The following is a 23206-nucleotide window of genomic DNA, read 5'->3' on the forward strand; positions in this document are numbered from 1 at the left end:
GCTATTGCAACAGGTAACCCTGCGGCAGCAGGGGTTCGGGCAAGGGGCGTTCGCCGAGCGCGTCGAGCTGGTCGATCTCGATCGTGCGCACCAGCGCGTCCAGCGGCAGGTCGTTCGGCTCCAGGCCGAACGGGTCTTCCATTTCTTCGCCCAGCTGGTCCAGGCCGAAGAAGGCATAGGCCAGCACCGCCGACAGCACCGGCGTGCCCCAGCCCAGCGAACTGGCCAGGCCGAACGGCAGCAGCACGCAGAACATCCATGCGCAGCGATGCAGCAGCAGGGTGTAGGCGAACGGCAGCGGCGTGGTGAGGATGCGCTCGCAGCCGGCCTGGATCGACGACATCGCGTGCAGGCGCTCCTCCAGCTGGGTGTAGAGAATCGGATCGAGCTCGCCGGCGCGCAGCGCCTGGGCCAGCTCGGCAGCGATCATCGACAGCAATGCATCCGGCACGTTCTCGCGCTGGCCCAGCTGCTCGCGTTGCGGCTTGTCCAGCCATGGCAAGGCGGCCAGGGCCACGATGCGTCCACGCAGGCGCGCGGCCAGCGCATGGGCGAACGCGGTGGTGAGGTACGCGATGCGGCGACGGCGGCCGCTGTCATCGGCCAGCAGCAGGTGCACCTGGCGGGCCAGCGAACGTGATTCGTAGACCAGCTGGCCCCACAGCTTGCGGCCTTCCCACCAGCGGTCATAGCAGGCGCTGTTGCGGAAGCTGAGGAAGATCGACAGGACCAGGCCGAGCAGGGTGAACGGCGTGACCGACACGCGTTCGATGCCGGTCGGCGGGGCCAGTTCCACCACGGCCGCCACGGCAATGGACAGGATCAGGATGGCCAGCACCTTCGGCGCGATCGCTTTGACGATCGAGCCGCGCAGGATGTACAGCAGTTGCCAGCCGTGGGGACGGGGTCGGATGATCATCGGGCAGCCGCGCCAGGCGCGGAATCACAGGCACGCGGGGGGCTCGCGCAGCCGCTCATTGTACGCCCCTGCCCGGCCAGCAGCCGTGTACCTGCGACGCCCGGTCGCACCGGGTGCCGGGATTCAGATCACGCCGCCGCCCAGGCCCAGGCGCAGGATGCCGACCACCACCACGATGCCGTTCAGCACCAGCCCGGCCCAGGCCCGACCGCGCTTGGTCGGGTGGGTAAACAGGATGCCCAGCGCGGCGATCACCGCGCCGACGGCGGCGAACGGGATCAGGAACCAGTTGCCCCAGCCAAGCAGCGGAATCAGCGCCAGGATCATCCACAACAGCGCCAGTACGCCCCACAACAGACTGATCACGCCCATTCCGCTCTCCCGCAGTTGGTTCCTGTCTGTCCACCATAGTCGTTCACGCGGTCGCCGCCTACTGCCGTTGGCGGGGCTGTCACCCGACGCGTGCTAGCGTGCTGCCGTGGGTGCCCGGGCCCGGGTGTTGGCGCCGATTCAGAGTGGCCCACCCAAGATCGCAACCAGTCCTACAGGGGTCGTGCCATGAACATCCGTTGGGCCGCGCTGGCGGCCATCCTGCTGGTCGCCGCCGGTTGTGCCAGCACCTCCAAGGTCATGCTGGGGCGCGCCCGCGCGCCGATCGATCCGGCACTGGTGCAGATCTATTCCACGCCACCGGCCGGCTCGCAGGAAATCGCGCAGCTGGAATCGGCATCTGCCGTGGGCTTCGGCACGCAGGGCCAGACCGATGCCGCGGTGGCACGCCTGAAGCGTGAAGCGGCGGCACTGGGCGCCAATGGCGTGGTGCTGATGGGCGTGGGCAGCAGCGGCTCACCGGTGGGCATGTCGGTGGGCGCCGGCACCTTCGGCTCGCATGTGGGGGGTGGTGTCGGCATCGGTATTCCGACCACGCAGAAGCGCGCCGCCGGCGTGGCGATCTGGGTACCCAATCCGGAACCGCCGGCACGGTTGCCGACCCAGGTGATCACGCCGCAACCGCAGCGGTGACGCAGTAGATCCACGCCATGCGTGGATGGACGTTGACGCACGGGGTCAGAGCCCTTTCCTGCGGAAAGGGATCCGACCCCGGCGCGGGCATCACTTGTACTTCGGCACGAACACTTTGTTCACCGCGTCGGCCAGCTGGTCCGGCGGCAGCAGGCCCTGGTCGAGCAGGAAGTTGTTGAACGCCAGGCGGTCGAACTTCGCGCCCAGTGCCAGCTCGGTCTGCATGCGCAGTTCGAGGATGCGGGTGTACCCATAGAAGTAGCTGCCCGCCTGGCCCGGCATGCGCACCATGTAACGGTCCAGTTCCTGGGTGGCCATCGCCTTGGACAGGCCGACCTGCTCCATCAGCACGCGCTCGCCGTTGGCGCGGTCGGTCAGGCCGAGATTGAGCATCGGGTCAAGCATTGCGCGTGCGGCCCGCAGCAGGCGGAACTGCAGGGCGATCATCTGCCCGTCCAGCGGCTCGTACGGCACCATCTCGGCCTCGGCATACAGCGCCCAGCCTTCAACATTCACCGAATTGAACGCGAACATGGTGCGTGCCAGCGAGACACCACGCTCGACCATCGCGGTGAACTGCAGCTCGTGGCCGGGGCGGCCTTCATGCGCGCTCAGCGTCCATGCCGCCGCACCGAAGTTGAAATCGTCGTATTGTGCGCCCGGGCCCGCCGCCGGGTTGCCCAGCGGCAGCACGAAGGTGCCCTGCTGCCCGGTGTTGTTGACCAGCGGCGCCGGCAGGAAATGCGGGGCCGGGCTGGCCGCGCTCTCGGCGGCCGAACCCAGGCGCATCTGCATGGCGCGCTTGGGCACGTCGACGATGGCATGCTCGCGGATCAGCGGATCGATCGCATCGATCACCTTGCGGTAGTGGCCTTCCAGCTGGTCGTCGGCGATCTTGTCGGCTTTCAGCGCGCGGATCACCGCCACCGGGTCGCTCGGGTCGGCCACCTTCAGGCCCTTGTCCTTCACCACCAGCGGCGCCAGCTGCTGCATCGCCGAGCGGGTTTCCATGAACTCCAGCTGCGCGCGCTGCATCAGCAGCTTCGGGTCGATATCGATGCCGACCTGCTTGAGCTGGTAGGCGTACAGCGGCGCCGGCAGGCGCGCGTCGGTGCGTGCCTTCGGCAGCACGTCCTTGCGGGTCCAGGCGGCGTAGTCCTTCATCTGCCCGGCCAGGGCCTTCATCGCCTCATCGGCGCCGGCGATCTGGTACTTCTTCAGCAGCGACTCGATGCCGGTGATGTACGTCTCGACATTGTCCAGCGATTGCTGCACTTCGATCTTCGTCGGCTGCAGCAGGCTGCCGTCCTTCAAGCGCTCTTCGTAACGCTGGCGGGCCAGCGTGGTAAACGCGGTGCCACCCGGCTGCAGCCCGGCGTAGGCCTTGAGGCGGTCGATCGCCTTGGCCCGGCGCTCGGCCGGCACCTGGTCGGACAGCAGCAGGTTGAGGCCGCTGAAGATGGTCTGCGGCGCGTCACTCCATGGCAGCAGGTACTTCTCGTTGAGCTCGCTGCCTTCGATGTTCTGGTTGGCGGCGTGGATCATGATCTCCAGGTCCTGGCGGACGTTGGGATCCTGCTCGGTGGCCAGCTTGGCTTTCAGTTCATCGCGGGCCTTGGCCATCGCGGCGCGGTAGCGCTTGCCATTGTCCGCACCGAGGTCGGCCACCTTGTCGTCATAGCCGGGCACGCCGAAGAAGCCGGTTTCTTCCGGCTGGAACGGGCCCTGCGCATCAAGCAGGATCTGCGCCAGTGCGTTGCTGCGGGCCACCCAGGCCGGGCTGGCCGGAGTAGCGGCCTTGGCGGCGGGTGCCGCCAGCGCCGGCGGTGCGGACATCAGCGGGGCGGCAGTCAGGGCCAGGGCAACGGCCAACGCGATCGGCTTCATGGTGCACTCCAGGACAGGGTTGCCCGCACCCTACGCGCTCAGCGCTGTGGCGACAATCGGCCGGAGGTCACAACGCCGCGGCCAGCGGGCATTCGCCGCGTTCGCGGCAGGCCTGCAGCTCGCATTCCTGCGCGGCCTCGTCATCATCCAGCGCGGTCAGGTCGAACGTCTGCTTGTTCTCGCCCAGCACATACATCACCGGATAGTCCCAGACGTCGTCGCTGCGGGTGCCCTTCACGAACAGCCGGCCGTGCGCGCGCGGGCCTTCCAGGGCCACGGTCAGGCCGACGTCGCGCTGGCCATTGATCGCGGTCTGCATGCTGCCCAGCGGCATCGATTCGGCACGCAGCGGCTCGCCGAAGGCTTCCACCAGTTCGATGCTGCATCCGGCGCGGCGCATCGCCTCGCGCATCGGCGGGCTCTCGCGTGCGGCCTCGCTCCAGCGCAGCACGCTCCAGGCCACCACGCCACCGGCACCGGCCAACACCAGCAGCACGGCCAGCGGCATCGCCCAGCGCCAGTGACGGGACCACCAGCCGGCAGGCTTCGGGCCATGGGTGGGAATCGGCGGCGGCAGTGTCATCGGCGGGCTCCTTCCCGTTTGTGCATCAGGGCTTCAGGCAGCGTCCCAGGAAGGCTTCGGCCACACGGTAGCGATGCAGGGCATCGGCGCCGGACAGGCCATGCTTGGCACCCGGATAGGTCATCAGCTCGAACGGCTGGCCGCGCTTCTGCAGCGCGCTCATCAGGCTGGTCGAGTTGGTGAACAGCACGTTGTCATCGGCCATGCCGTGGATCAGCAGCAACGGCGAACGCAGGCCTTCGATATGGGTCAGCACGCGCGCTTCGCGGTACCCCGCTTCGTTGCGCGCCGGCAGGTCCATGTAGCGTTCGGTGTAGTGGCTGTCATACAGGCCCCAATCGGTGACCGGTGCGCCGGCCACGCCACAGGCGTACTGGTTCGATGCCTTGGCCAGCAGCATCAGAGTCATGTAACCGCCGTTGGACCAGCCCTGCACGCCGATGCGCGCCGGGTCCACCCACGGCTGCTGCTTCAGCCAGGCCACGCCGCGCAGCTGGTCGGTCACTTCCACCGTGCCCTGCTTCCCGTACAGCGCACCACCGAAGTCGCGGCCACGGCGCGGAGTACCGCGGTTGTCCAGCGAGAACACCACGTAGCCCTGTTGGGCCAGGTACTGGTTGAACAGATGGTCGCCGCGGCCGGGCCAGCTGTCGGTGACGGTCTGGCTGGCCGGGCCGCCGTAGACGTACACCGCCACCGGGTAGCGCTTGGACGGATCGAAGCCGGCCGGCTTGATCAGGCTGTAGTTCAACGGGGTCTTGCCGTCGGCAGCCATCAACGTGCCGAACTCGACCGGGCGCTGCGCATCGCGGTAGCGCGCATACGGGTGCTTGGGATCGGTCAGGTCGTTCTCGACCAGCGTGGCGATCTTCTCGCCGTTGGCGCGGAACAGTTCGATCTGCGGCGGCGTGGTGCTGTTGGACCAGCTGTCCACGTAGACGCTGGCATTGCGGGCGAAGCTGGCGCTGTGCATGCCCGGCGCCTTCGACAGGCGCTGCGGCTCACCGCCCTGCAGCGACACCGCGTAGATCTGGCTTTCGCGCGAGGTCTCGATGCCAGCACGGAAGTAGGCCTTGCCGGCCTTCTCATCGACCGCCAGCAGTTCGTCCACCGGCCAGTTGCCATGGGTCAGCGCAGTGGCCTTGCCCTTGCCATCGATGCGGTACAGGTGCTGGAAGCCGGTGCGCTCGGACGACCACAGCACGCTGCCATCTTCAAGGAAGCGCAGGCTGTTGTGCAGCGGCACCCAGGTCGGGCTGGTCTCGTGGGCGAGCACGCGCTGGCGGTTGGAGTCGAGCGCCACTTCGACCAGGTCCAGCTGCTTCTGGTCACGCGACTGGCGCTGGAAACTCAGGTGCTGCGCATCGCGCCAATCGACGCGGGCCAGGTAGATGTCCTGTTCCTTGCCCAGGTCGATCCAGCGTGGCTGCGCATCGGCGGCCGGTGCGATCACGCCCAGCTGCACGCGCACGTTGGCGTCGCCGGCGGCCGGGTAACGCTGTTCGATCACGTCGGTGCGGTCGGCATAGACCTCATAGCGCTTCTGCACCGGCACCGGCGCCTCGTCGATGCGGGCGAAGGCGATGGCCGAATCATCCGGCGCCCACCAGTAACCGGTGTGGCGATCCATTTCCTCATCGGCGACGAACTCGGCCACGCCGTTGCCGATGGTGGTGCTGCCGTCGCGGGTCAGCTGCAGCTGCTTGCCACTGGCCAGGTCGATCACCCACAGGTTGCGGCCGCGGATGAAGCTGACGAAGCCGCCCTGGGGCGACAGCTTGGCGTCGGTGGCGAAGCCTTCACCGTGGGTCAGCTGGCGCACGGCCGCCTGGCCATGCTGCTTGAGGTCGTACAGGTAGAGTTCGCCGCCCAACGGGAACAGCAGGCGCTGCGCGTCCGGCGACCACTGGTAATCGACGATGCCGGTCATCGCGGCGATGCGCTGGCGCTCGCGTCGGGCCTTTTCCTCATCGCTGAGGGTCTCGGTGCCGGGCAGCACGACCTTGGAATCAACCAGCAGGCGGGTCTGGCCGCTGCCGATGTCGTAGGTCCACAGGTCCAGCTGGTTGCGGTCGCTGTCCTTGCCGCGCAGGAAGCTGACCTGCGAACCGTCCGGCGCCACCTTGGGCTTCATCAGGGTCGGGCCGGACAACGGCAGGGGGCCGGTGATGGCTTCCAGGGTCAGCTTTTCGGCGTGGGCGGCGGTACTGGTGGCGAGCATGAGGGCAAGCGAAGCGAACAGGTGGCGCATGGAGGATCCCGGCAAACGGCAGGTCCGCCTCCACGCGGGGCGCGGGACGGTCGTGCCCCCATCCTAACCAAGCCCGTGCGGGAAGGCAGCATGACCTTCTGCCCATAAGCAGTGCGGACGAGTGCCGACCAACGGTCGGCACCCACCTTCAGATGCCGGGGTCAGCGCTGGCCGAACAGATGCTTGCGCTCTTCGTCGCTGAGCGGCTTGCCGGCGTTCGGGTTCACCTGCTGGCGCAGCGCATAGGCGCGCTGGGTGGCCGGGCGCGCGGCGATGGTCTCGTGCCAGCGCTTGAGGTTCGGGAACGCGGCGAAGTCCACCGGCAGCTTGTCGTAGGCGCCGATCCACGGGTAGCTGGCCATGTCGGCGATGGTGTACGCGTCGCCGGCCAGGAAGGCGTGCTGGGCCAGGCGCTTGTCCATCACCCCGTGCAGGCGGCGCACCTCGTTGTCATAGCGCTCGATCGCATACGGGATCTTTTCCGGGGCATACACATTGAAATGCCCCATCTGGCCACTCATCGGACCCAGGCCCGCCATCTGCCAGAACAGCCACTCCAGGGTGGTGATGCGGCCGCGCGGGTCGCTGGGCAGGAAGCGGCCGGTCTTCTCGGCCAGGTACAGCAGGATCGCGCCGGACTCGAACACGCTCTGCGGGGCGCCGCCATCGACCGGGGCGTGGTCGACGATGGCCGGCATCTTGTTGTTGGGCGAAATGGCCAGGAACTCTGGCTTGAACTGGTCACCCGAGCCGATGTTGACCGGGTGGATGCGGTACTCCAGGCCGGCTTCCTCCAGCAGCAGGGTCACTTTATGGCCGTTCGGGGTGGGCCAGTAATACAGGTCGATCATGGCGTCGGCTCGGGGTGCGGAAAGGAACCTGAAGTCTAGTGCGTGAGTTGGGTTGGCACCGTCATGGCGGGCCGGTAACCTCGCCTCTCCCCCGAAACGCAGCATCCCCCGCATGAGTGCAAACCGCCCGCCGCTCTCCCCGTTGTCCACGCTGATCTTCGCCTCGCGCTGGCTGCAGCTGCCGCTGTACCTGGGCCTGATCGTGGCGCAGTGCGTCTACGTGTTCCTGTTCGGCAAGGAACTGTGGCACCTGATCTCGCATTCGGTGTCGATGGGCGAGCAGCAGATCATGCTGATCGTGCTGGGCCTGATCGACGTGGTCATGATCTCCAACCTGCTGGTGATGGTGATCGTCGGCGGCTATGAGACCTTCGTCTCGCGCCTGCGCCTGGAAGGCCACCCGGACCAGCCGGAATGGCTGAGCCACGTCAATGCCAGCGTGCTGAAGGTGAAGCTGGCGATGGCGATCATCGGCATCTCCTCGATCCACCTGCTGAAGACCTTCATCGCCAGTGGCGCACTGAATGGCATCCCGCTGTGCACGCCGGAGCAGATGAGCGTGGCCGCCGCCAACATCGGTGTCGCCCGCTGCTCGATGCTGACTCAGGAAGGCGTGCTGTGGCAGACCATCATCCACTGCGTGTTCATCCTGTCGGCGATCGGCATCGCCTGGACCGACAAGCTGATGTCCAACGGCCACAGCAAGTCGCACGACAAGGCGCACGACCACTGAGGTCGGCGCCGGCAACGGCACGGCCGCCGTTGCCCATCCCGGCCACTGCTCTTGTACGCGGCGGCGGCCGGGATGCTAGATTGCACCCTCGCCGTTGCCGGCGGTGGCGTCGGGAAACGTCACCCTGCCGCGCCCGGACCGCAGGTCCCGGCCATGCATATCAATGATTTACGTCACGTCGTCTTCTAGAGGGGAGCAGGATGTCGCACGTCTCAACGATCACCGCCGCGCGCCGGTGGCTGCCGGTTGCCCTGGCACTGGCACTGGCTGCCTGCTCGGGCAAGGAGGAAACCGCCGCACCGGCCCCGGCCGCCGCACCCACCGCCGCTGCACCGGCCGCACCGGTGGTCGCCGCCAAGGTGCAGTCGATGGGCACCGAGCAGCTGCGTGAGTCGGCCAGCCAGGCCCTGCGCGAGAACCGCATGTACGCGCCGGCCGGCGACAACGCCATCGAGTACTACCTCGCCCTGCGCGACAAGACGCCGGACGACGCCTCGGTGAAGAGCGCGCTGACCGACCTTCTGCCCTACACCCTGATCGCCGCCGAACAGCACCTGGGCCGCGAGGACTACACCGAAGCGCAGCGCCTGGTGGCGCTGATCGAGAAGGTGGATGCGTCCGCGCCGGCCCTGCCACGCCTGAAGGACGGCCTGGCCAAGGGCGTGCAGAACGCGGCCAAGCGCACCGAGGCCGAAGCCGAGAAGGCGAAGAAGGACGCCGAGGACCGCAGCAAGCAGCAGACCGAACAGCAGCGCCTGGCCGAGCAGCGTGCCAGGGAAGCCGACGCGGCCAAGCAGATCGCTGCCCAGCAGGACGCCGCCCGCCGCGACAATGAGCGCCAGGAAGCCGAGCGCCAGGCTGCGGCCCGCCGCGAAGCCGAGCAGAAGCAGCAGCAGGCTGCCGCCCAGCAGGCCAGCGCCGCACGCCAGGCTGCAGCTCCGGCGGCCGCTGCGGCGCCGAACCTGCGCCCGGTCAGCACCCCGGCGCCGCGCTATCCGTCCGAGGCGCTGCGCGCAGGCACCTCCGGCGAAGTGCTGGTGGAAATCACCGTCGGCACCGACGGTTCGGTGACCAACGCCCGTGTGCTGCGCGCAACGCCATCGCGCGTCTTCGATCGCGAGGCCATGAACGCGGTCAAGCGTTGGCGCTTCGAGCCGGTCAGCGCACCGGTCACCACCCGCCGCACCCTGGTGTTCGCCCCGGGCGGCAGCTGACCACGAAAAGGGGACGGAGGGGATTAAGTCGTTTCCGACCCGCAATGACCACACGGCCCGGCATGTCCGGGCCGTGTTCGTTTCAGGCGAGGCTGTCGATCAGGCGCTGCAGTGCCGGATCGCGCGCGTCCAGCACCTGGAACAGGCCCAGCGCATGCAGGCCCGGCAGCAGCGCACGCAGGTCGGCTTCGGCGGTGGCGCGGGTGGCGTCATCGCCGGCGGAGTCCTGCCAGTCACGGACGCTGGCGAGGAAGGCGCCGACGCTGCCCTTGCGCACGGTGAGGCCGTTCACCTGCACCTCGTTCTGATGGTCGGGAAGGATGTCCTGCGGCTGCATGGGTGATGCTCCTGTGGGATCGGGAGCCCAGTGTGCCACCCAGCCATTGGCACTTCTGCCGTATAACTGCCAATGGATATGGCAGATCAGACACCGACCGGCTTGATTGATCCGGCATTGGCGGACGCCGACGACGGCCCCATCGTGCTGGCCGGCCAGCTGCGCGTGCCCGGAAGGCGGCGCACCGCGCGCCACCAGCACGTGCGCGGCCAGTTGCTGGGTGCCCACCACGGCCTGCTGCGGATCGAGGCCGGCGACCTGCACTGGCTGCTGCCGGCGGGGCATGTTGCCTGGATACCGCCCTTGCTGCCCCACGCCCTGGTAGGGGCAGACGCATTCGATGGCTGGAGCCTGTACGTCCGCGCCGATGCCGGCCTGGATCTGCCGCCGCTGCCCCGCATTTTCCAACCCGATGTGCTGTTGCAGGCGGCGGTGACGCGGGCACTGCGCTGGCCGCATCAGGCACTGGACGCTGCGCAGGCACGCTTGGCCGGCGTCATCGCCGATGAGATCCGTGCCAGCACTCCCTTGCCACTTGCCCTGCCACAACCGCAGGATCGACGGTTGCGGCGGATCGCGGCGGCGCTGGCACGGTCGCCGGACGACCTTCGCAGCGTCGAAGCGTGGGCAGCCACCAGCGGACTGTCCAGCCGCAGCCTCGCCCGCCATTGGCAGGCCGAAACAGGCATGACCCTGGGCCAGTGGCGGCAGCGCCTGCGCGTGCTGCTGTCGCTGCCACGCCTGCTGGCGGGCGAGCCGGTGATCAGCGTTGCGCTGTCGATGGGATACGACACCCCAAGCGCGTTCATCACCGTGTTCAAGCGCGAGATGGGGGTGACGCCTGCGCAGTACGCAAAAGGGGACGGAGGGAATTAAGTCGCTTTTGACTCTTCCGACACGGCATCGCGGCGTTGCCTGATGTCCGGCTTCGCGGCCGCAATGACAGGCTGAAACCCCGTCCAGTCTCCAGATCCGATGCCCCGACAAGCGCGCCTGATGCTGGCAGGCCAGGCCTATCACGTGATCCAGCGCGGTGTGAACAAGGGCGCGATCTTCGTCGACGACATCGACCGCCAACTGGTCCTGCATCTGTTGCACAGCGCATTCCTCAAGCACCACGTCGCACTGCATGCCTATGTCCTGATGGGAAACCACGTTCACCTGTTGGCCACGCCCTCCACACAGCCGGGTCTGGCTGGTGCAATGCGCATGCAGGGCAACAACTACGGACAGGCCTTCAACCAGCGGCACGGGCGCAGTGGACCTCTGTGGCAGGGCCGCTTCCATTCCTCAATGATCGACAGCGATGCGTATCTTCTCAGCGTATACCGCTATATCGAACGCAATCCCGTTCGTGCAGGAATTGCTGTCAGTGCTGAAGATCACCCGTGGTCCAGCGTGCATGGCAACCTTCAACGACGCGATGATCCGATGTTGACGCAACATCCCGCGTTCGAGGCGCTGGCAGCGACCGCTCTGGGAAGGGCGACGTTGTATGCCGAATTCCTGCGCGATGTGAATGCGTCCGCCGACGTACCCGCGATCCGCAACCACAGCGCCAGACAACGCCCGATGGGGAACGATGCGTTCCTGCGGATGGTGGAGCAGACGCTGGGGCGCCCGGTGGAGATGCGCGGACGAGGACGTCCGCGCTAGGAGGGGACGGGAGAGGCAGAAACGACCTAATCCCCTCCGTCCCCTTTTTGGTCAGCCAGAGATCGCCAGGCGCTCGTTGTGGTAGCGGCGCACGGCGGCGAACCACAGCACGGCGGCGAGGCCGAGGCTGGCGCCGAGGTAGATCGCCCAGACCGCCGGGGTGATGATCTCGTGGCGGATCACCTTCAGCAGCATCTGGTTCTGCGACAGGAACGGCACGGCGTACTGCCACAGCTCGCTCTTCAGCGGATAGGCTACCAGTGCATAGCCAGGCAGCATCGGCAGCAGCATCAGCCAGGTCATGTGGCTTTGCGCTTCCTTCATGCTCTTGGCTGCGGCCGACAGGAAGGTCAGCAGCGAGGTGCCGATCAGCAGCATCGGCAACATCACCAGCAGCATCTGCAGCATCGAGCCGACGTTCATGTTGAACTGGCGGCCAATGTTGCCGGGTGCGATCTGCGCGCTCACCTTGAACGCGACCAGGGTCAGCAGCAGCGACACGAAACCGACCACGCAGGCGGCGGCGATCTTGCCACTGACGATCGCGCTGCGCGAGCCCGGCGTGGCCAGCAGGGGTTCCAGCGACTGCCGCTCGCGCTCGCCGGCGGTGGCGTCCATCACCAGGTAGGCACCACCGATGAACGAGGTCAGCGTCAGCAATACCGGCAGCAGCATCGACAGGATCATGCCGCGCTTGGCCTCGGCACTGGCCAGGTCCTGGCGCGCCACGTCCAGCGGGCGTGCCACCTGTGCGTCGATGCCACGCGCCATCAGGCGCAGTGCACCGACCTGGCCGTTGTAGGTGGCCAGCGCCGCCTCCAGGCGCGCACTGGGTACTTCAGCCGCGCGACGCGTGCTGTCCTTGATCACCTCCACCAGCGCCGGCTTGCCCTCGGCCCAGTCCTTGCCGAAATCATCGCTGATGCGCAGCGCCACATCGATGTCCTGGGTGCGGATGGCCTCGGCCAGGTCCTTCGGTGCCGGTGCGGCATTAAGGCCCTGTGCGGCGAGGAAGCGCACCAGGTTCGGCGCGTTTTCGGCGCCGATGGTCGGGATCTGCAACGGCTCTTCGATCTGGGTGCGTACCCGGCTCTCGGCCAGCTTGCCCATGCCCAGCAGCAGCACCGGGTACAGCAGCGGCCCGAACAGCAGGGTCAGCAGCAGCGTGCGGCGGTCACGCGACAGGTCGCGCAGTTCCTTGCGCATCACCGTCATCAGGGTCGACATCATGCTCATGCGTGCAGGCCCTCTTCGCTGCCGATCAGTTTCACGAACGCGTCCTCAAGATTGGCTTCGCCGGCCTGCGCACGCAGCTCGTCGGCGCTGCCGGCAGCCATCACCGTGCCCTTGGCGATGATCACGATGTGGTCACACAACGCGCCCACCTCCTGCATGATGTGGCTGGACAGGATCACGCAGCGCCCCTCTTCGCGCAGGCCCAGCAGGAAGCGGCGCAGCGCGCGCGTGGTCATCACATCCAGGCCGTTGGTCGGTTCGTCGAGGATGACGTTGCGCGGGTCGTGCACCAGCGCGCGGGCAATCGCGGTCTTGGTGCGCTGGCCCTGCGAGAAACCATCGGTCTGCCGGTCGAGGATGTCCCCCATGTCCAGCGCGTGCGACAGCACCTCGATGCGTTCGCGGATGCGCTCGGCCGACAGGCCATGCAGTTCGCCGAAGTAGGCGATGTTCTCGCGCGCGGTCAGGCGCTTGTAGACGCCACGCGCATCGGGCAGCACGCCGAGGTGGCGACGTACCTCCACCGGATTGCGCGCCGCATCGATGCCATCGACAGTGATGCTGCCCTGGTCGGGCGTCATCAGTGTGTACAGCATGCGCATGGTGGTGGTCTTGCCGGCACCGTTGGGGCCGAGCAGGCCGGTGATCTGCCCATCCCCGGCGCGGAAGCCGACGTTGGCGACCGCCTGGATGCGGCCCGTGCGGGTATCGAAGGCCTTGTGCAGGTTGTCGGCGACGATCATGGTTCCCATCCGTTGAACGAGGTGAACGCCGGCACGTAGCTCAGCGTGTCCAGGCAGCCGGCATCCAGCGCCTTGGCATCGGTCTTGTCGATGAACTGGCCGAGCAGCCGCGGCATGCAGCCGGCGGTCAACGTGCCATGGCCCTGGCCACGGGCGACCAGCGCACGGCCGTTGGGCAGGCCCTTGAGCACCTGTGCGGCGTAGCGCGGCGGCGTCACCGGGTCCAGCTCACCAGACAGCAGCAGTGCCGGCACGTCGCTGCGCAGCGGCACGGCATCGGTTGCCGGCGCCGGACGGTGCGGCCACACCGGGCAGGCCGCGAAGAACGCACTGGCCACTTCGTTGCCGAACAGCCGCTCGGGATCCTCGGCCGGCGCGTGGTAGCGCGGCGCATCCTCGCTGCAGATCACCGACCACTGCATGCCGCGGTTGATCTGGAAATCCATGCTGCGGTTCGCGCCGCGCGCCAGCGATGCCAACGGGGCATAGCGCCCGTGTGCGGCTTCATCCAGCACCAGTGGCAGCAGCGAGGAATACTGCGGCACGTAGGAGAAGGCGAAGGCAAGGCCGACCACGCTGTCCGGGGTCAGGACATCCTGCCGGGGTGCGTTGGTACCCGGGTCGCGATACTCGACCGAGACCGGTGCACGGCGCAGGGTGTCGACCACGCTGCGCAGCTGCGCGCGGGTATCGGTCGGGAAACGCTTGCTGCACGCGGCATCCTTGCGGCACTGCGCCGACTGCAGGGCGATCGCATCCTCGAAGGTGGTTGCGAAGTCGCCACCGACCACCAGCTCGTTCGGTACCACGCCATCGATGACGATGCTGCGGGTGTGCTGCGGGTAGGCCCCGGCATAGCGCTGGGCCACGCGGGTCCCGTAGGAGCCGCCAACCAGGTTGAGCTGGTCCACACCGAGCGCCGCACGCACCGCATCCAGATCGGCGATCGCCTCGGTGGTGGTGTAGAAGCGCGCATCGGCACGCCCCTGCAGCGATGCGGCGCAGCGCTGGGCGTAATCGCGCAGCGATGCCTCGGAAGGCGCGGCATCCTCGTCCACCTGCAGCGGCTTGCCGTCCGCGCCCAGGCAGCTGAGCGGGTTGGAGCCGCCGGTGCCGCGCTGGTCGATCAGGAACACGTCGCGCTGCTTGCGCACCTGGCGCAGTGCAGTATCGACGATGACCGCCACCTCGCTGGCCGCTTGGCCAGGGCCGCCGGCCAGGAAGAACACCGGGTCGGGCTGGCTGGCGCCGCTGCTGCCCGATTCCAGCCAGGCGACACGCAGGCCGATCCAGCGACCGTCAGGCTGGGCCCGGTCCTCCGGCACCTGCAGGGTGGCGCACTGCGCCTCCACGTTGGCGCTGGCACCTTCGGTGGACAGTGTGCAGGGCTGGAAGTCGATCGTGCCGAAGCGGCGGCTGGGTGCATCGCTGGCGCTTCCGGCGTCGGCCGGCGGCGGCTGGCTGCACCCGGCAAGCATCAGGCTGGCCAGCATCCCGGCCAGCGCGAGGTGGTGTCTTTGCATCGTGCTCGTTTCCCCTGGAGGACGTTCCTGTCGACCACGACGGGCTGCCGCGGAAGATGTGACCCAACTTACACGGGCAGCGCGCCGACGGCGATGGGCAATGACGAATCCGCAGCCAACGGCGCGCAGACCAGGCGGTCCCGCCTCTCGGCCTTGGCCGGCACAGGGCGGCATCGGCGGCGGCCCGCAGCGCCCCGTGGGCCAGTGCACCGGCCCGGCGGCGATGCGGGGTCTGAAAACGGCGAGCACGGCCGCCGGCGCACGCGCAGAATCCGCCGCAGACCCAGGAGACGCTCATGCACACGTGGTACCTCGGTGGCATCGACCATCGCCCCTTCCTGCACCTGTTCGAGATGAGTGACAGCGCGCTCGCCGCGCTCGGCATCCAGCGTCGCTGGGCCGGCGCCAACGGCGGCCATCCCTGCCGGATCAGCCTGAGCGATCCCGCGCCTGGCAGCGAGCTGCTCCTGCTGTCCCACGTCCACCTGCCGCTGCATTCACCGTATCGCGCCGCCGGCCCGATCTTCGTGCAGCGCGGCGTGACCCGTTGCGTCCTGCCGCCAGGCGAGGTGCCCCCGTATGTGCAGCGCCGGATGATATCGATGCGTGCCTATGACCACGCCGCGCTGATGTGCGGTGCCCAGGTCTGTGCGGGCACCGAGGTGGCCGACCACCTGGATGCACTGTTTGCCGACCCGTCGGTGGCGTTCGTCCAGCTGCACAACGCGGCGCATGGCTGTTTCTCGTGCCAGGCAGATCGGGTGGGTACCGTGACTGCGTAGCGTGATCCCCATGACGTGATCGATGCCACGCCGGTCACGTGACGTCCAGCGCATCCGTTCAGCCCTGCGTGAAGCCTGCGGGAAGGGCTTCACATGCGCAGTCACGGATCGACACTGCGATGGTTCCGTCGCCTGCATCGCGACTCGATACTCGCCGTGGTGCCGCCGGAAGTCCACTGCGCAGCGCAGCGCCTGCGGTCACCGTTCCCTTTCGACGACCACAAGGATGCGCCATGTCATTCCGATCCACACCGCTGCTGCTGGCTACCTCGTTCGTGGCTGCGGGCCTGTCCCTGGCCGGCAACGCGTTCGCCCACGGCACCATGACCACGCCGGTCAGCCGCGTCTACGCCTGTTTCCAGGGCAACCCCGAGAACCCGACCAACCCGGCCTGTGCCGCCGCCAAGGCCATCGGCGGTTCGCAGGCGTTCTACGACTGGAACGGCATCAACCAGGCCAATGCCAACGGCAACCACCAGGCCGTGGTGCCCGACGGCAAGCTGTGCAGCGGCAACAACCCGACCTTCCGCGGCCTGGACGTGAACCGCAGTGACTGGCAGACCACGCCGATCCAGCCCGATGCCAATGGCAGGTTCACCTTCGTGTTCAAGGCGACCGCGCCGCACGCCACCCGTGACTGGCGCTTCTTCGTCACCCGCGAAGGCTGGCAGCCGGGCAGCCCGCTGCGCTGGGCCGACCTGCAGGAGTTCTGCACCCTGGGCAATACACCGCTGTCGGCCGATGGCACCTACAAGCTGCAATGCACGTTGCCGCAGCGCACCGGCCAGCATGTGATCTACAACACCTGGCAGCGCTCGGATTCGACCGAGGCGTTCTATACCTGCATGGATGTGCGTTTCCAGGGCGGCGGCGGAACGGCACCGGCAACGCAGTGGCAGGATGCCGGCCCGGTCACCGCGCGCGGCGAGCTGCCGGTCGGCACCACGTTGGCGCTGCGCGTGTTCAATGCCAACGGCAATGATGTCGAACGCGTGGAAGCCACGCTGGCCAGCGGCCAGACTGCCGCCGCACAGTGGCCGCTGGTGCTGGCACGCACGGTCAATGCCAGTGCGCAGCACGCACGCGTGGGCGTGCTCAGCAACGGCGTGATCACGCCGGCGGCCTCGGCCACCGACAACCGTGTGTACCTGAAGGACGGCAACCGCTTCCAGCTCGACACCCGGGTGCCCGACGCGGGCACGCCGTCGCCGGGCGGTGATTTCGACCACGTGTACCCCGCAGGCATTGGCAGTTACGTCCCCGGCCAGACCGTGGTAAAGGGCACCGACGGCAAGCTGTACGCCTGCCGCCCGTTCCCGGAAGGGGCGTGGTGCAACGTCAATGCCGAGGCATATCGCCCCGGTGTGGGCAGTGCATGGCGCGATGCTTGGGTGCCCTACTGACCCGTTGTAGAAGGCGGTGCGCATCGCGCCGCCTTCTGCCTGGGCCGCAGTGTTTTGAGCAGGGCGCTGCAGATCAGGCACGACAGCCATCAAATTCAAACTTGTCCGATGTTGACGGCGCGTCTGCATGTGAAGACTCCATGAGGTTTCCCACACCTCGCAAAGGAGTCTCTGCATGCACCTGTCCCACCGGGCAGTCCTCGCACTGTCCGTCGTTGCCGGCCTCGCCCTGTCCGGCAGCGCCTTCGCCCACGGCACCATGACCAAGCCGCTCAGCCGCGTGAAGCAGTGCCACGAGGGCAATCCGGAAAACCCGACCAACCCGGCCTGCGCCGCCGCCAAGGCCATTGGCGGCGCGCAGCCGTTCTACGACTGGAGCGCGATTGCGCACGGCAATGCCAATGGCAACCATCGTGAACTGGTGCGCGACGGCGAGCTGTGCAGTGCCAGCATTCCCAAGTACCGCGGGCTCGACCTGAACCGCACGGACTGGCCGACCACGCCGATCCGCGCCGACGCGCGTGGCCGCTACACCTTCGAATTCTATGCCCCGGCCCCGCATGCCACCCGCGAGTGGAAGTTCTATGTCACCCGTGAGGGCTGGCAGCCGGGCAGCCCGCTGCGCTGGGCCGACCTGCAGGAGTTCTGCACCCTGGGCAACGTGCCGGTGGATGGCAAGACCTACAAGCTGGATTGCCCGCTGCCCAAGCGCAGTGGCCAGCACATCATCTACAACACCTGGCAGCGTTCGGATTCGGGTGAAGCGTTCTACACCTGCATGGACGTGCGATTCGAAGGCGGCAATGGCGTGATTCCGCCGCCGCAGTGGCAGGATGCCGGCCCGGTCACCGCCCGCGGTGCGCTGGAGGCAGGCACCACGCTGACCCTGCGCGTGTTCAATGCCAACGGCAACGATCTGGAGCGCCCGGAAATCACCCTGGCTGCTGGCCAGACCGCTCCGGCACAGTGGCCGATGGCGCTGGCCCGCAAGGTCAACGGCAGTGCCCAGCACGCCCGCGTCGGCGTGATGAAGAACGGCGTGATCACGCCGGTGGCGTCCGCCACCGAGAACCGCGTCTACCTGAAGCCAGGCAACCGCTTTGAACTGGAAACCCAGATTCCGGGCCCGGTTGATCCGGTCGATCCGCCGGGTGGCGATTTCGACTTCGTGTATCCGGCCGGCCTCGGCAGCTACAAGCCTGGCGAGACCGTGGTGAAGGGCACCGACGGCAAGCTGTACGCCTGCCGTCCGTTCCCGGAAGGTGCGTGGTGCAACATCAACGCCGATGCCTATCGCCCGGGCACCGGCTTTGCCTGGCGTGATGCCTGGATCGCGTACTGAGGCCGGGCACCGGGGGCGGCGTGGTGCCGCCTCCGGTTTGCGGGGGGGTGCCGGCCAGCGGCCGGCACTACCGGGGTTCATGGGGTTGCCGGCCAACGGCCGGCACCACCCGGGCCTACTTGCTGCTGACGTACTTCTCGCGGCGGATCTGCGGGTTGCCCAGGCCGGCCGCCTTCAGCAGCTCGGCGCAGGCATCGACCATGTCCGGGTTGCCGCACAGGTAGGCGATGTCGGTGGCCGGGTCCGGCGTGAAACCGGCCAGCGCCTGCTGCACGTAGCCGTGCTGTACATCCGGGTGCGGTTCGGCCGGCAGTTCGCGCGACAGGCACGGAACATAGCGGAAGTTCGCGTGCTTTTCGGCGAAGCTGTAGAAATCTTCGCTGTACAGCAGCTCGCCCGGACTGCGCGCGCCCTGCAGCAGCACGATCTGCACGCCGCGTTCGGCTATGGCCTTCTCCAGCAGCGGCAGCATCGAGCGGTAGGGGGTAACGCCGGTACCGGTGGCGATCAGCAGGTAACGGGCGTTGTGGTCACCGGGATTCAGGCAGAACCGGCCATAGGGGCCGGACGCACTGATCTGGCTGCCCTGCTCCAGCGCCTCGAACAGGGCCGTGGCGGCGCCACCGGGCACGAAACTGACCGCGATGTCCACCGCCTCGCCCGGGCCCAGCGCATGGTCGTGGATGGTCGCCAGCGAGTAGCTGCGCTTGGTTTCGGTGCCGTCGGCGTAGCTGAAATGGACCTGGATGAACTGGCCGGGCTGGAAATCCAGCGGCTGCCCATCGTCACGCACGAACTGGTAGTGGCCGACGGTCGGGGCCAGCATGCGGCAGCCGACCAGCTTGAGGGGGAATTGAACAGGCACGACTTTTCGGGACAGTGTGTAGCCGGGGCAAGCCCTCGGGGTCTTCTATAATAGCCCCTCCCCGCCCCTCTCCAGCGCCAGCCCATGGGCGCGAAGGCTTCGAGCTTGGCATCCCAGAACGATACGGCGCCCGCCCTGCGCGTGCGCGACCTGCGCAAGACTTATGACAACGGCACCCAGGCCCTGAAGGGCGTTTCCCTGGAAGTGGCCCCGGGCGACTTCTTCGCCCTGCTCGGCCCCAACGGGGCGGGCAAGTCGACCCTGATCGGCATCATCAGCTCCCTGGTCAACCTCAGCGAGGGCCAGGTGGAGGTGTTCGGCAGCGACCTGGTGCGCAACCGCAGCGCCACCATGCGCCTGATCGGGCTGGTGCCGCAGGAGATCAATTTCAACCTGTTCGAAAAGCCCTTCGACATCCTGGTGAACTACGCCGGATTCTACGGCGTGCCGCGCGAGGAAGCCGAGCAGCGCGCCGAGGAAGAGCTGAAGCGCGCGCACCTGTGGGAAAAGGCCCAGGTGATGAGCCGCACGCTGTCCGGCGGCATGAAGCGCCGGCTGATGATCGCCCGCGCGATGATGACCCGCCCGCGCCTGCTGATCCTGGATGAGCCGACCGCCGGCGTGGACATCGAGATCCGCCGCGACATGTGGCGCGTGCTGAAGGAGATCAACGCTGCCGGCACCACGATCATCCTCACCACGCACTACCTGGAAGAAGCCGAGTACCTGTGCCGCCACCTGGCGATCATCAACCATGGCCAGATCGTCGAGCAGGGGCCGATGCGCACCCTGCTGGCCAAGCTGGACGTGGAAGGCTTCCTGCTGGACATCGACGGTGACCTGCCGGCGCAGCTGCCGGTGATCGAGGGCGCGACGCTGACCGCGCCGGACCCGCACACGCTGGACATCGACATGCCACGCGCGATGGACCTCAACCGCGTGTTCGCTACGCTGAACGAGTCCGGCATCCGCGTGCGTTCGATGCGTACCAAGAGCAACCGCCTGGAGGAGCTGTTCGTGCGCCTCACCGGCAACATGGAGAAGCCTGCATGAGCACCACCGAGCTGACCGACGGCCAGCGCAACCGCATCGCGCTGATGACCATCGTGCGCCGCGAAGTCGCCCGCATCATGCGCATCTGGGGCCAGACCCTGGTGCCGCCGGCGATCACCATGACCCTGTACTTCCTCATCTTCGGCAACCTGATCGGGTCGCGCGTGGGTGACATGGGCGGCTACACCTACATGCAGTTCATCGTGCCGGGCCTGGTGATGATGAGCGTGATCCAGAACAGCTACGGCAACATCAGTTCCTCGTTCTTCGGTGCCAAGTTCGGCCGCCACGTCGAAGAACTGCTGGTCAGCCCGATGCCGAACTGGGTGATCCTGTGGGGCTACGTGGCCGGTGCCGTGCTGCGCGGCCTGATGGTCGGCGTGATCGTGCTGATCATCGCGATGTTCTTCACCCCGGTGCGAATCCCGCATCCGATCGTGATGCTGACTACGGTGATCCTCGGCGCGACGATCTTCTCGCTGGCCGGATTCATCAATGCGGTGTATGCGAAGAAGTTCGATGACGTGGCGATCGTGCCGACCTTCATCCTGACCCCGCTGACCTACCTGGGTGGCGTGTTCTATTCGGTGAAGCTGCTGCCGGGCTGGGCCGAAGCGGCCACGCACGCGAACCCGATCTTCTACATGGTCAACGCGTTCCGCTATGGCCTGCTGGGCAGCAGCGATGTGCCGCTGCCGGTGGCCTACGGCCTGATGATCGGTTTCGTGGTGGTGCTGACGGCGCTGGCCCTGTGGCTGCTGCGCCGTGGCGTGGGTATGCGCAGCTGAGACCTGCGTGGTAGTGCCGGCCGCTGGCCGGCAACACCAGATCCACGCCATGCGTGGATGCAGCAGTCTGTAGAGCCGAGCCTATGCTCGGCTCTTTTTTGCCTGCAATCTCCGGCACAATCGCAGTTCTGATTCCCCCCAGAAAACGGTGAACGTGCAATGCGCATCCTGATCCTCGGCGCCGGCGGTACCGGCGGTTACTTCGGTGGCCGCCTGGCCCAGGCCGGCGTGGACGTGACCTTCCTCGTGCGCCCCGCGCGCGCCGCGCAGCTGGACCATGATGGCCTGGTCATCCGCAGCCCACTGGGTGATGCGCGTTTCCCGGTTCAGCACGTCACGGCTGATGCACTGCCCGCACTGGCCGCGCAGAAGCCCTTCGACCTGGTCATCCTCAGCTGCAAGGCCTACGACCTGGACAGTTCGATCGATGCCATCGCCCCGGCAGTCGGCGCGAACACCACCGTGCTGCCGATCCTCAACGGCCTGCACCACTACAACGCACTGGACCTGCGCTTTGGCCGCGACGCGGTGCTCGGCGGCCTGTGCTTCATCAGCGCCACCAAGGCGCCCGATGGCGCGGTGCTGCATCTGGGCAAGCCGGCCAAGCTCACCTTCGGCGAGCGCGACGGCGGCGCGATCTCCGCGCGCGTGCGCGCCTTCGCTACGGTCTGCGCGAAGGCCAACCTTGATCACCTGGCCAGCGAGCGCATCGGCCAGGAACAGTGGATCAAGTACACCTTCCTGACCGCGCTGGCCGCAGCCACCTGCCTGCTGCGTGCGGATATCGGCACCATCGTCGCCACCGATGATGGCGAGGCGATCGTACGTGGCCTTTACGACGAGTGCCTGGCCGTCGCCGAAGCCGCCGGTGAACCGGTTCCGGAGGCAGCGAAGGACACTGCGCGCGGCACGCTGACCCAGGCCGGCTCGGCGTTGAAGGCCTCGATGCTGCGTGATCTGGAGGCCGGCCAGCAGGTGGAGGCCGAACAGATTGTTGGCGACATGCTGGTGCGTGCGCGCAGGGCTGATCAGGAAGCCCTGCTGCTGCAGGTTGCCTACAGCAGCCTGCAGGCCTACCAGGCACTGCGGGTCGCGTGAGTCCCGCCTTGCAGGCCAGCCCATTGCCCGCGCGGGTACTGATTCTCGGGCTGGGCTGGAGCGGACGCGTGCTGGCCGCGCAGCTGCAGGCGCACGGCGTAGGCGTGGCCGGCACGGTGCGCGACCCGTCTGCGGCACCGCACGATGGCCTGCTGCGACACCCGCTTCGAGCTGACACCGCACCGTCACCTGCCCTGCTCGAAGAGATCGCGCAGGCCGATGCCGTGCTGTGCAGCGTGCCGCCCGACGCGGAGGGCGACCCGGCACTGCGCCTGCTGCTGCCCGCGCTGCAGGCCAGCCCGGCATTGCGCTGGGTCGGCTATCTGTCGTCGACCTCGGTGTATGCCGACCGCGCCGGCGGTTGGATCGACGAGCGCAGCGCGGCCGACGCCACTGAAGCGGCTGGTGTGCAGCGCCTGCTCGCGGAAGCACAGTGGCGTGCACTGGCCGGACAACGCAGCATCGCCTCGGCGGTGTTCCGCCTGCCCGGCCTGTACGGGCCGGGTCGCAATGCGCTGGTGCAGTTGGCGCAGGGGCGTGCGCGCCACGTGGTTCGCCCGGGCCAGGTGTTCAACCGACTGCACGTGGATGACCTGGCAACCGTCATCATCGCCGCAATGCGGCGACCGGCCCGGCAGGGTCTCTACCTGCCCAGCGACGACGAGCCTGCACCGCCGCAGGATGTGCTGGCCTTCGCCGCGAAGCTGGGCGGGTTTGCGCTGCCGCCCGCCGTGGCCTGGGATGACCCGGCACTGAGCCCGACGCTGCGGCGCTTCTACGAAAGCAACAAGCGCATCGACAGCCGGGGCACGCGTGAAGCATTGGGCTGGGAGCCGAGGTTCCCCAGCTACCGTGAGGGCCTGCGCGACCTGCTCCGGTAGTGCCGGCCGCCGGCCGGCAATCAAGATGTGCTGCCGGC

Annotated in this window: 23 protein-coding genes; 12 read left to right on the forward strand and 11 right to left on the reverse strand. The window is 67.6% G+C overall.

Going from position 1 to position 23206, the window contains the following annotated elements:
* Position 1: 1 nt before the first annotated feature.
* The gene (locus tag ACEPA4_RS19185) at positions 2 to 919 is read right to left on the reverse strand and encodes a bestrophin family protein (protein ID WP_065177874.1); all 918 of its coding nucleotides are present in this window, start codon (positions 917 to 919) and stop codon (positions 2 to 4) included.
* Between the two features lie 123 nt (positions 920 to 1042).
* Positions 1043 to 1291, reverse strand: a complete 249-nt coding sequence (locus ACEPA4_RS19190) for a hypothetical protein (protein ID WP_005420185.1) — start codon at positions 1289 to 1291, stop codon at positions 1043 to 1045.
* A gap of 186 nt (positions 1292 to 1477) precedes the next feature.
* On the opposite strand from ACEPA4_RS19190, the gene ACEPA4_RS19195 reads away from it, so the two are divergent.
* Positions 1478 to 1942, forward strand: a complete 465-nt coding sequence (locus ACEPA4_RS19195) for a hypothetical protein (protein WP_049439393.1) — start codon at positions 1478 to 1480, stop codon at positions 1940 to 1942.
* Between the two features lie 90 nt (positions 1943 to 2032).
* On the opposite strand, the gene ACEPA4_RS19200 is transcribed toward ACEPA4_RS19195, so the two are convergent.
* The 4 genes from ACEPA4_RS19200 to ACEPA4_RS19215 all read right to left on the reverse strand — a co-directional run bounded on the left by ACEPA4_RS19200 (position 2033) and on the right by ACEPA4_RS19215 (position 7514).
* Positions 2033 to 3829 carry a DUF885 domain-containing protein gene (locus ACEPA4_RS19200; protein WP_065185882.1) on the reverse strand — a complete coding sequence of 599 codons (1797 nt, stop codon included), beginning with the start codon at positions 3827 to 3829 and terminating at the stop codon, positions 2033 to 2035.
* A 67-nt stretch (positions 3830 to 3896) separates the two neighbouring features.
* Complete coding sequence (locus tag ACEPA4_RS19205) at positions 3897 to 4412, reverse strand: cytochrome c oxidase assembly factor Coa1 family protein (RefSeq protein WP_049414402.1); 516 nt, start codon at positions 4410 to 4412, stop codon at positions 3897 to 3899.
* Positions 4413 to 4437: 25 nt separating this feature from the next.
* On the reverse strand, positions 4438 to 6663 hold the full coding sequence (locus tag ACEPA4_RS19210; protein WP_053496793.1) for a S9 family peptidase: 2226 nt from the start codon (positions 6661 to 6663) through the stop codon (positions 4438 to 4440).
* 161 nt (positions 6664 to 6824) lie between these two features.
* Positions 6825 to 7514: a glutathione binding-like protein gene (locus ACEPA4_RS19215; RefSeq protein ID WP_053496792.1), complete on the reverse strand. Its 690-nt coding sequence runs from the start codon at positions 7512 to 7514 to the stop codon at positions 6825 to 6827.
* A gap of 112 nt (positions 7515 to 7626) precedes the next feature.
* Between ACEPA4_RS19215 and ACEPA4_RS19220 the strand changes: the two genes are divergently transcribed.
* Both ACEPA4_RS19220 and ACEPA4_RS19225 read left to right on the forward strand, forming a co-directional pair.
* Positions 7627 to 8247 carry a TIGR00645 family protein gene (locus ACEPA4_RS19220; RefSeq protein ID WP_065177871.1) on the forward strand — a complete coding sequence of 207 codons (621 nt, stop codon included), beginning with the start codon at positions 7627 to 7629 and terminating at the stop codon, positions 8245 to 8247.
* A gap of 200 nt (positions 8248 to 8447) precedes the next feature.
* Complete coding sequence (locus tag ACEPA4_RS19225; protein ID WP_065177870.1) at positions 8448 to 9461, forward strand: energy transducer TonB; 1014 nt, start codon at positions 8448 to 8450, stop codon at positions 9459 to 9461.
* A gap of 82 nt (positions 9462 to 9543) precedes the next feature.
* On the opposite strand, the gene ACEPA4_RS19230 is transcribed toward ACEPA4_RS19225, so the two are convergent.
* A complete protein-coding gene (locus tag ACEPA4_RS19230) occupies positions 9544 to 9798 on the reverse strand; it encodes a hypothetical protein (protein WP_065177869.1) in 255 nt (84 codons plus the stop codon).
* Between the two features lie 78 nt (positions 9799 to 9876).
* Between ACEPA4_RS19230 and ACEPA4_RS19235 the strand changes: the two genes are divergently transcribed.
* Positions 9877 to 10674: an AraC family transcriptional regulator gene (locus tag ACEPA4_RS19235; protein WP_065177868.1), complete on the forward strand. Its 798-nt coding sequence runs from the start codon at positions 9877 to 9879 to the stop codon at positions 10672 to 10674.
* 99 nt (positions 10675 to 10773) lie between these two features.
* Positions 10774 to 11454: a transposase gene (locus ACEPA4_RS19240; RefSeq protein WP_065177867.1), complete on the forward strand. Its 681-nt coding sequence runs from the start codon at positions 10774 to 10776 to the stop codon at positions 11452 to 11454.
* A 51-nt stretch (positions 11455 to 11505) separates the two neighbouring features.
* Here ACEPA4_RS19240 and ACEPA4_RS19245 read toward each other — a convergent pair whose 3' ends face one another.
* Genes ACEPA4_RS19245 through ACEPA4_RS19255 form a run of 3 tightly spaced genes read right to left on the reverse strand, consistent with a single transcriptional unit; the run spans position 11506 to position 14956 of the window.
* Entirely contained in the window at positions 11506 to 12690 is a 1185-nt protein-coding gene (locus ACEPA4_RS19245; protein WP_053496786.1) for an ABC transporter permease, read from the reverse strand.
* Complete coding sequence (locus ACEPA4_RS19250) at positions 12687 to 13433, reverse strand: ATP-binding cassette domain-containing protein (protein ID WP_053496785.1); 747 nt, start codon at positions 13431 to 13433, stop codon at positions 12687 to 12689. Before ACEPA4_RS19250 ends, ACEPA4_RS19245 begins: the two co-directional genes overlap by 4 nt.
* Positions 13430 to 14956 carry an alpha/beta hydrolase gene (locus ACEPA4_RS19255; RefSeq protein ID WP_065177865.1) on the reverse strand — a complete coding sequence of 509 codons (1527 nt, stop codon included), beginning with the start codon at positions 14954 to 14956 and terminating at the stop codon, positions 13430 to 13432. The genes ACEPA4_RS19250 and ACEPA4_RS19255 overlap by 4 nt, the downstream gene beginning before the upstream one ends.
* 296 nt (positions 14957 to 15252) lie before the next feature.
* Between ACEPA4_RS19255 and ACEPA4_RS19260 the strand changes: the two genes are divergently transcribed.
* The 3 genes from ACEPA4_RS19260 to ACEPA4_RS19270 all read left to right on the forward strand — a co-directional run bounded on the left by ACEPA4_RS19260 (position 15253) and on the right by ACEPA4_RS19270 (position 18483).
* Positions 15253 to 15738, forward strand: a complete 486-nt coding sequence (locus tag ACEPA4_RS19260; RefSeq protein ID WP_005420217.1) for a DUF1203 domain-containing protein — start codon at positions 15253 to 15255, stop codon at positions 15736 to 15738.
* A gap of 233 nt (positions 15739 to 15971) precedes the next feature.
* Entirely contained in the window at positions 15972 to 17141 is a 1170-nt protein-coding gene (locus tag ACEPA4_RS19265) for a lytic polysaccharide monooxygenase (RefSeq protein WP_065177864.1), read from the forward strand.
* A gap of 175 nt (positions 17142 to 17316) precedes the next feature.
* The gene (locus tag ACEPA4_RS19270) at positions 17317 to 18483 is read left to right on the forward strand and encodes a lytic polysaccharide monooxygenase (protein ID WP_065177863.1); all 1167 of its coding nucleotides are present in this window, start codon (positions 17317 to 17319) and stop codon (positions 18481 to 18483) included.
* Between the two features lie 115 nt (positions 18484 to 18598).
* Here ACEPA4_RS19270 and ACEPA4_RS19275 read toward each other — a convergent pair whose 3' ends face one another.
* Positions 18599 to 19348 (reverse strand): ferredoxin--NADP reductase, encoded by a 750-nt coding sequence (locus ACEPA4_RS19275; protein ID WP_081280473.1) that lies wholly within the window; start codon positions 19346 to 19348, stop codon positions 18599 to 18601.
* An 84-nt stretch (positions 19349 to 19432) separates the two neighbouring features.
* Between ACEPA4_RS19275 and ACEPA4_RS19280 the strand changes: the two genes are divergently transcribed.
* The 4 genes from ACEPA4_RS19280 (at position 19433) to ACEPA4_RS19295 (ending at position 23168) form a co-directional block, all read left to right on the forward strand.
* Positions 19433 to 20401 carry an ABC transporter ATP-binding protein gene (locus ACEPA4_RS19280; RefSeq protein WP_005420224.1) on the forward strand — a complete coding sequence of 323 codons (969 nt, stop codon included), beginning with the start codon at positions 19433 to 19435 and terminating at the stop codon, positions 20399 to 20401.
* The gene (locus ACEPA4_RS19285) at positions 20398 to 21189 is read left to right on the forward strand and encodes an ABC transporter permease (RefSeq protein WP_005420226.1); all 792 of its coding nucleotides are present in this window, start codon (positions 20398 to 20400) and stop codon (positions 21187 to 21189) included. The genes ACEPA4_RS19280 and ACEPA4_RS19285 overlap by 4 nt, the downstream gene beginning before the upstream one ends.
* Before the next feature lie 159 nt (positions 21190 to 21348).
* The gene (panE, locus tag ACEPA4_RS19290; RefSeq protein ID WP_065177861.1) at positions 21349 to 22287 is read left to right on the forward strand and encodes a 2-dehydropantoate 2-reductase; all 939 of its coding nucleotides are present in this window, start codon (positions 21349 to 21351) and stop codon (positions 22285 to 22287) included.
* Positions 22284 to 23168, forward strand: a complete 885-nt coding sequence (locus tag ACEPA4_RS19295) for an NAD-dependent epimerase/dehydratase family protein (RefSeq protein ID WP_065177860.1) — start codon at positions 22284 to 22286, stop codon at positions 23166 to 23168. Before panE ends, ACEPA4_RS19295 begins: the two co-directional genes overlap by 4 nt.
* Positions 23169 to 23206 lie beyond the last annotated feature (38 nt).

Origin of the sequence: Stenotrophomonas sp. P2112 (genome assembly GCF_041897515.1) — a bacterium.
Classification (GTDB): Bacteria; Pseudomonadota; Gammaproteobacteria; order Xanthomonadales; family Xanthomonadaceae; genus Stenotrophomonas; species Stenotrophomonas sepilia.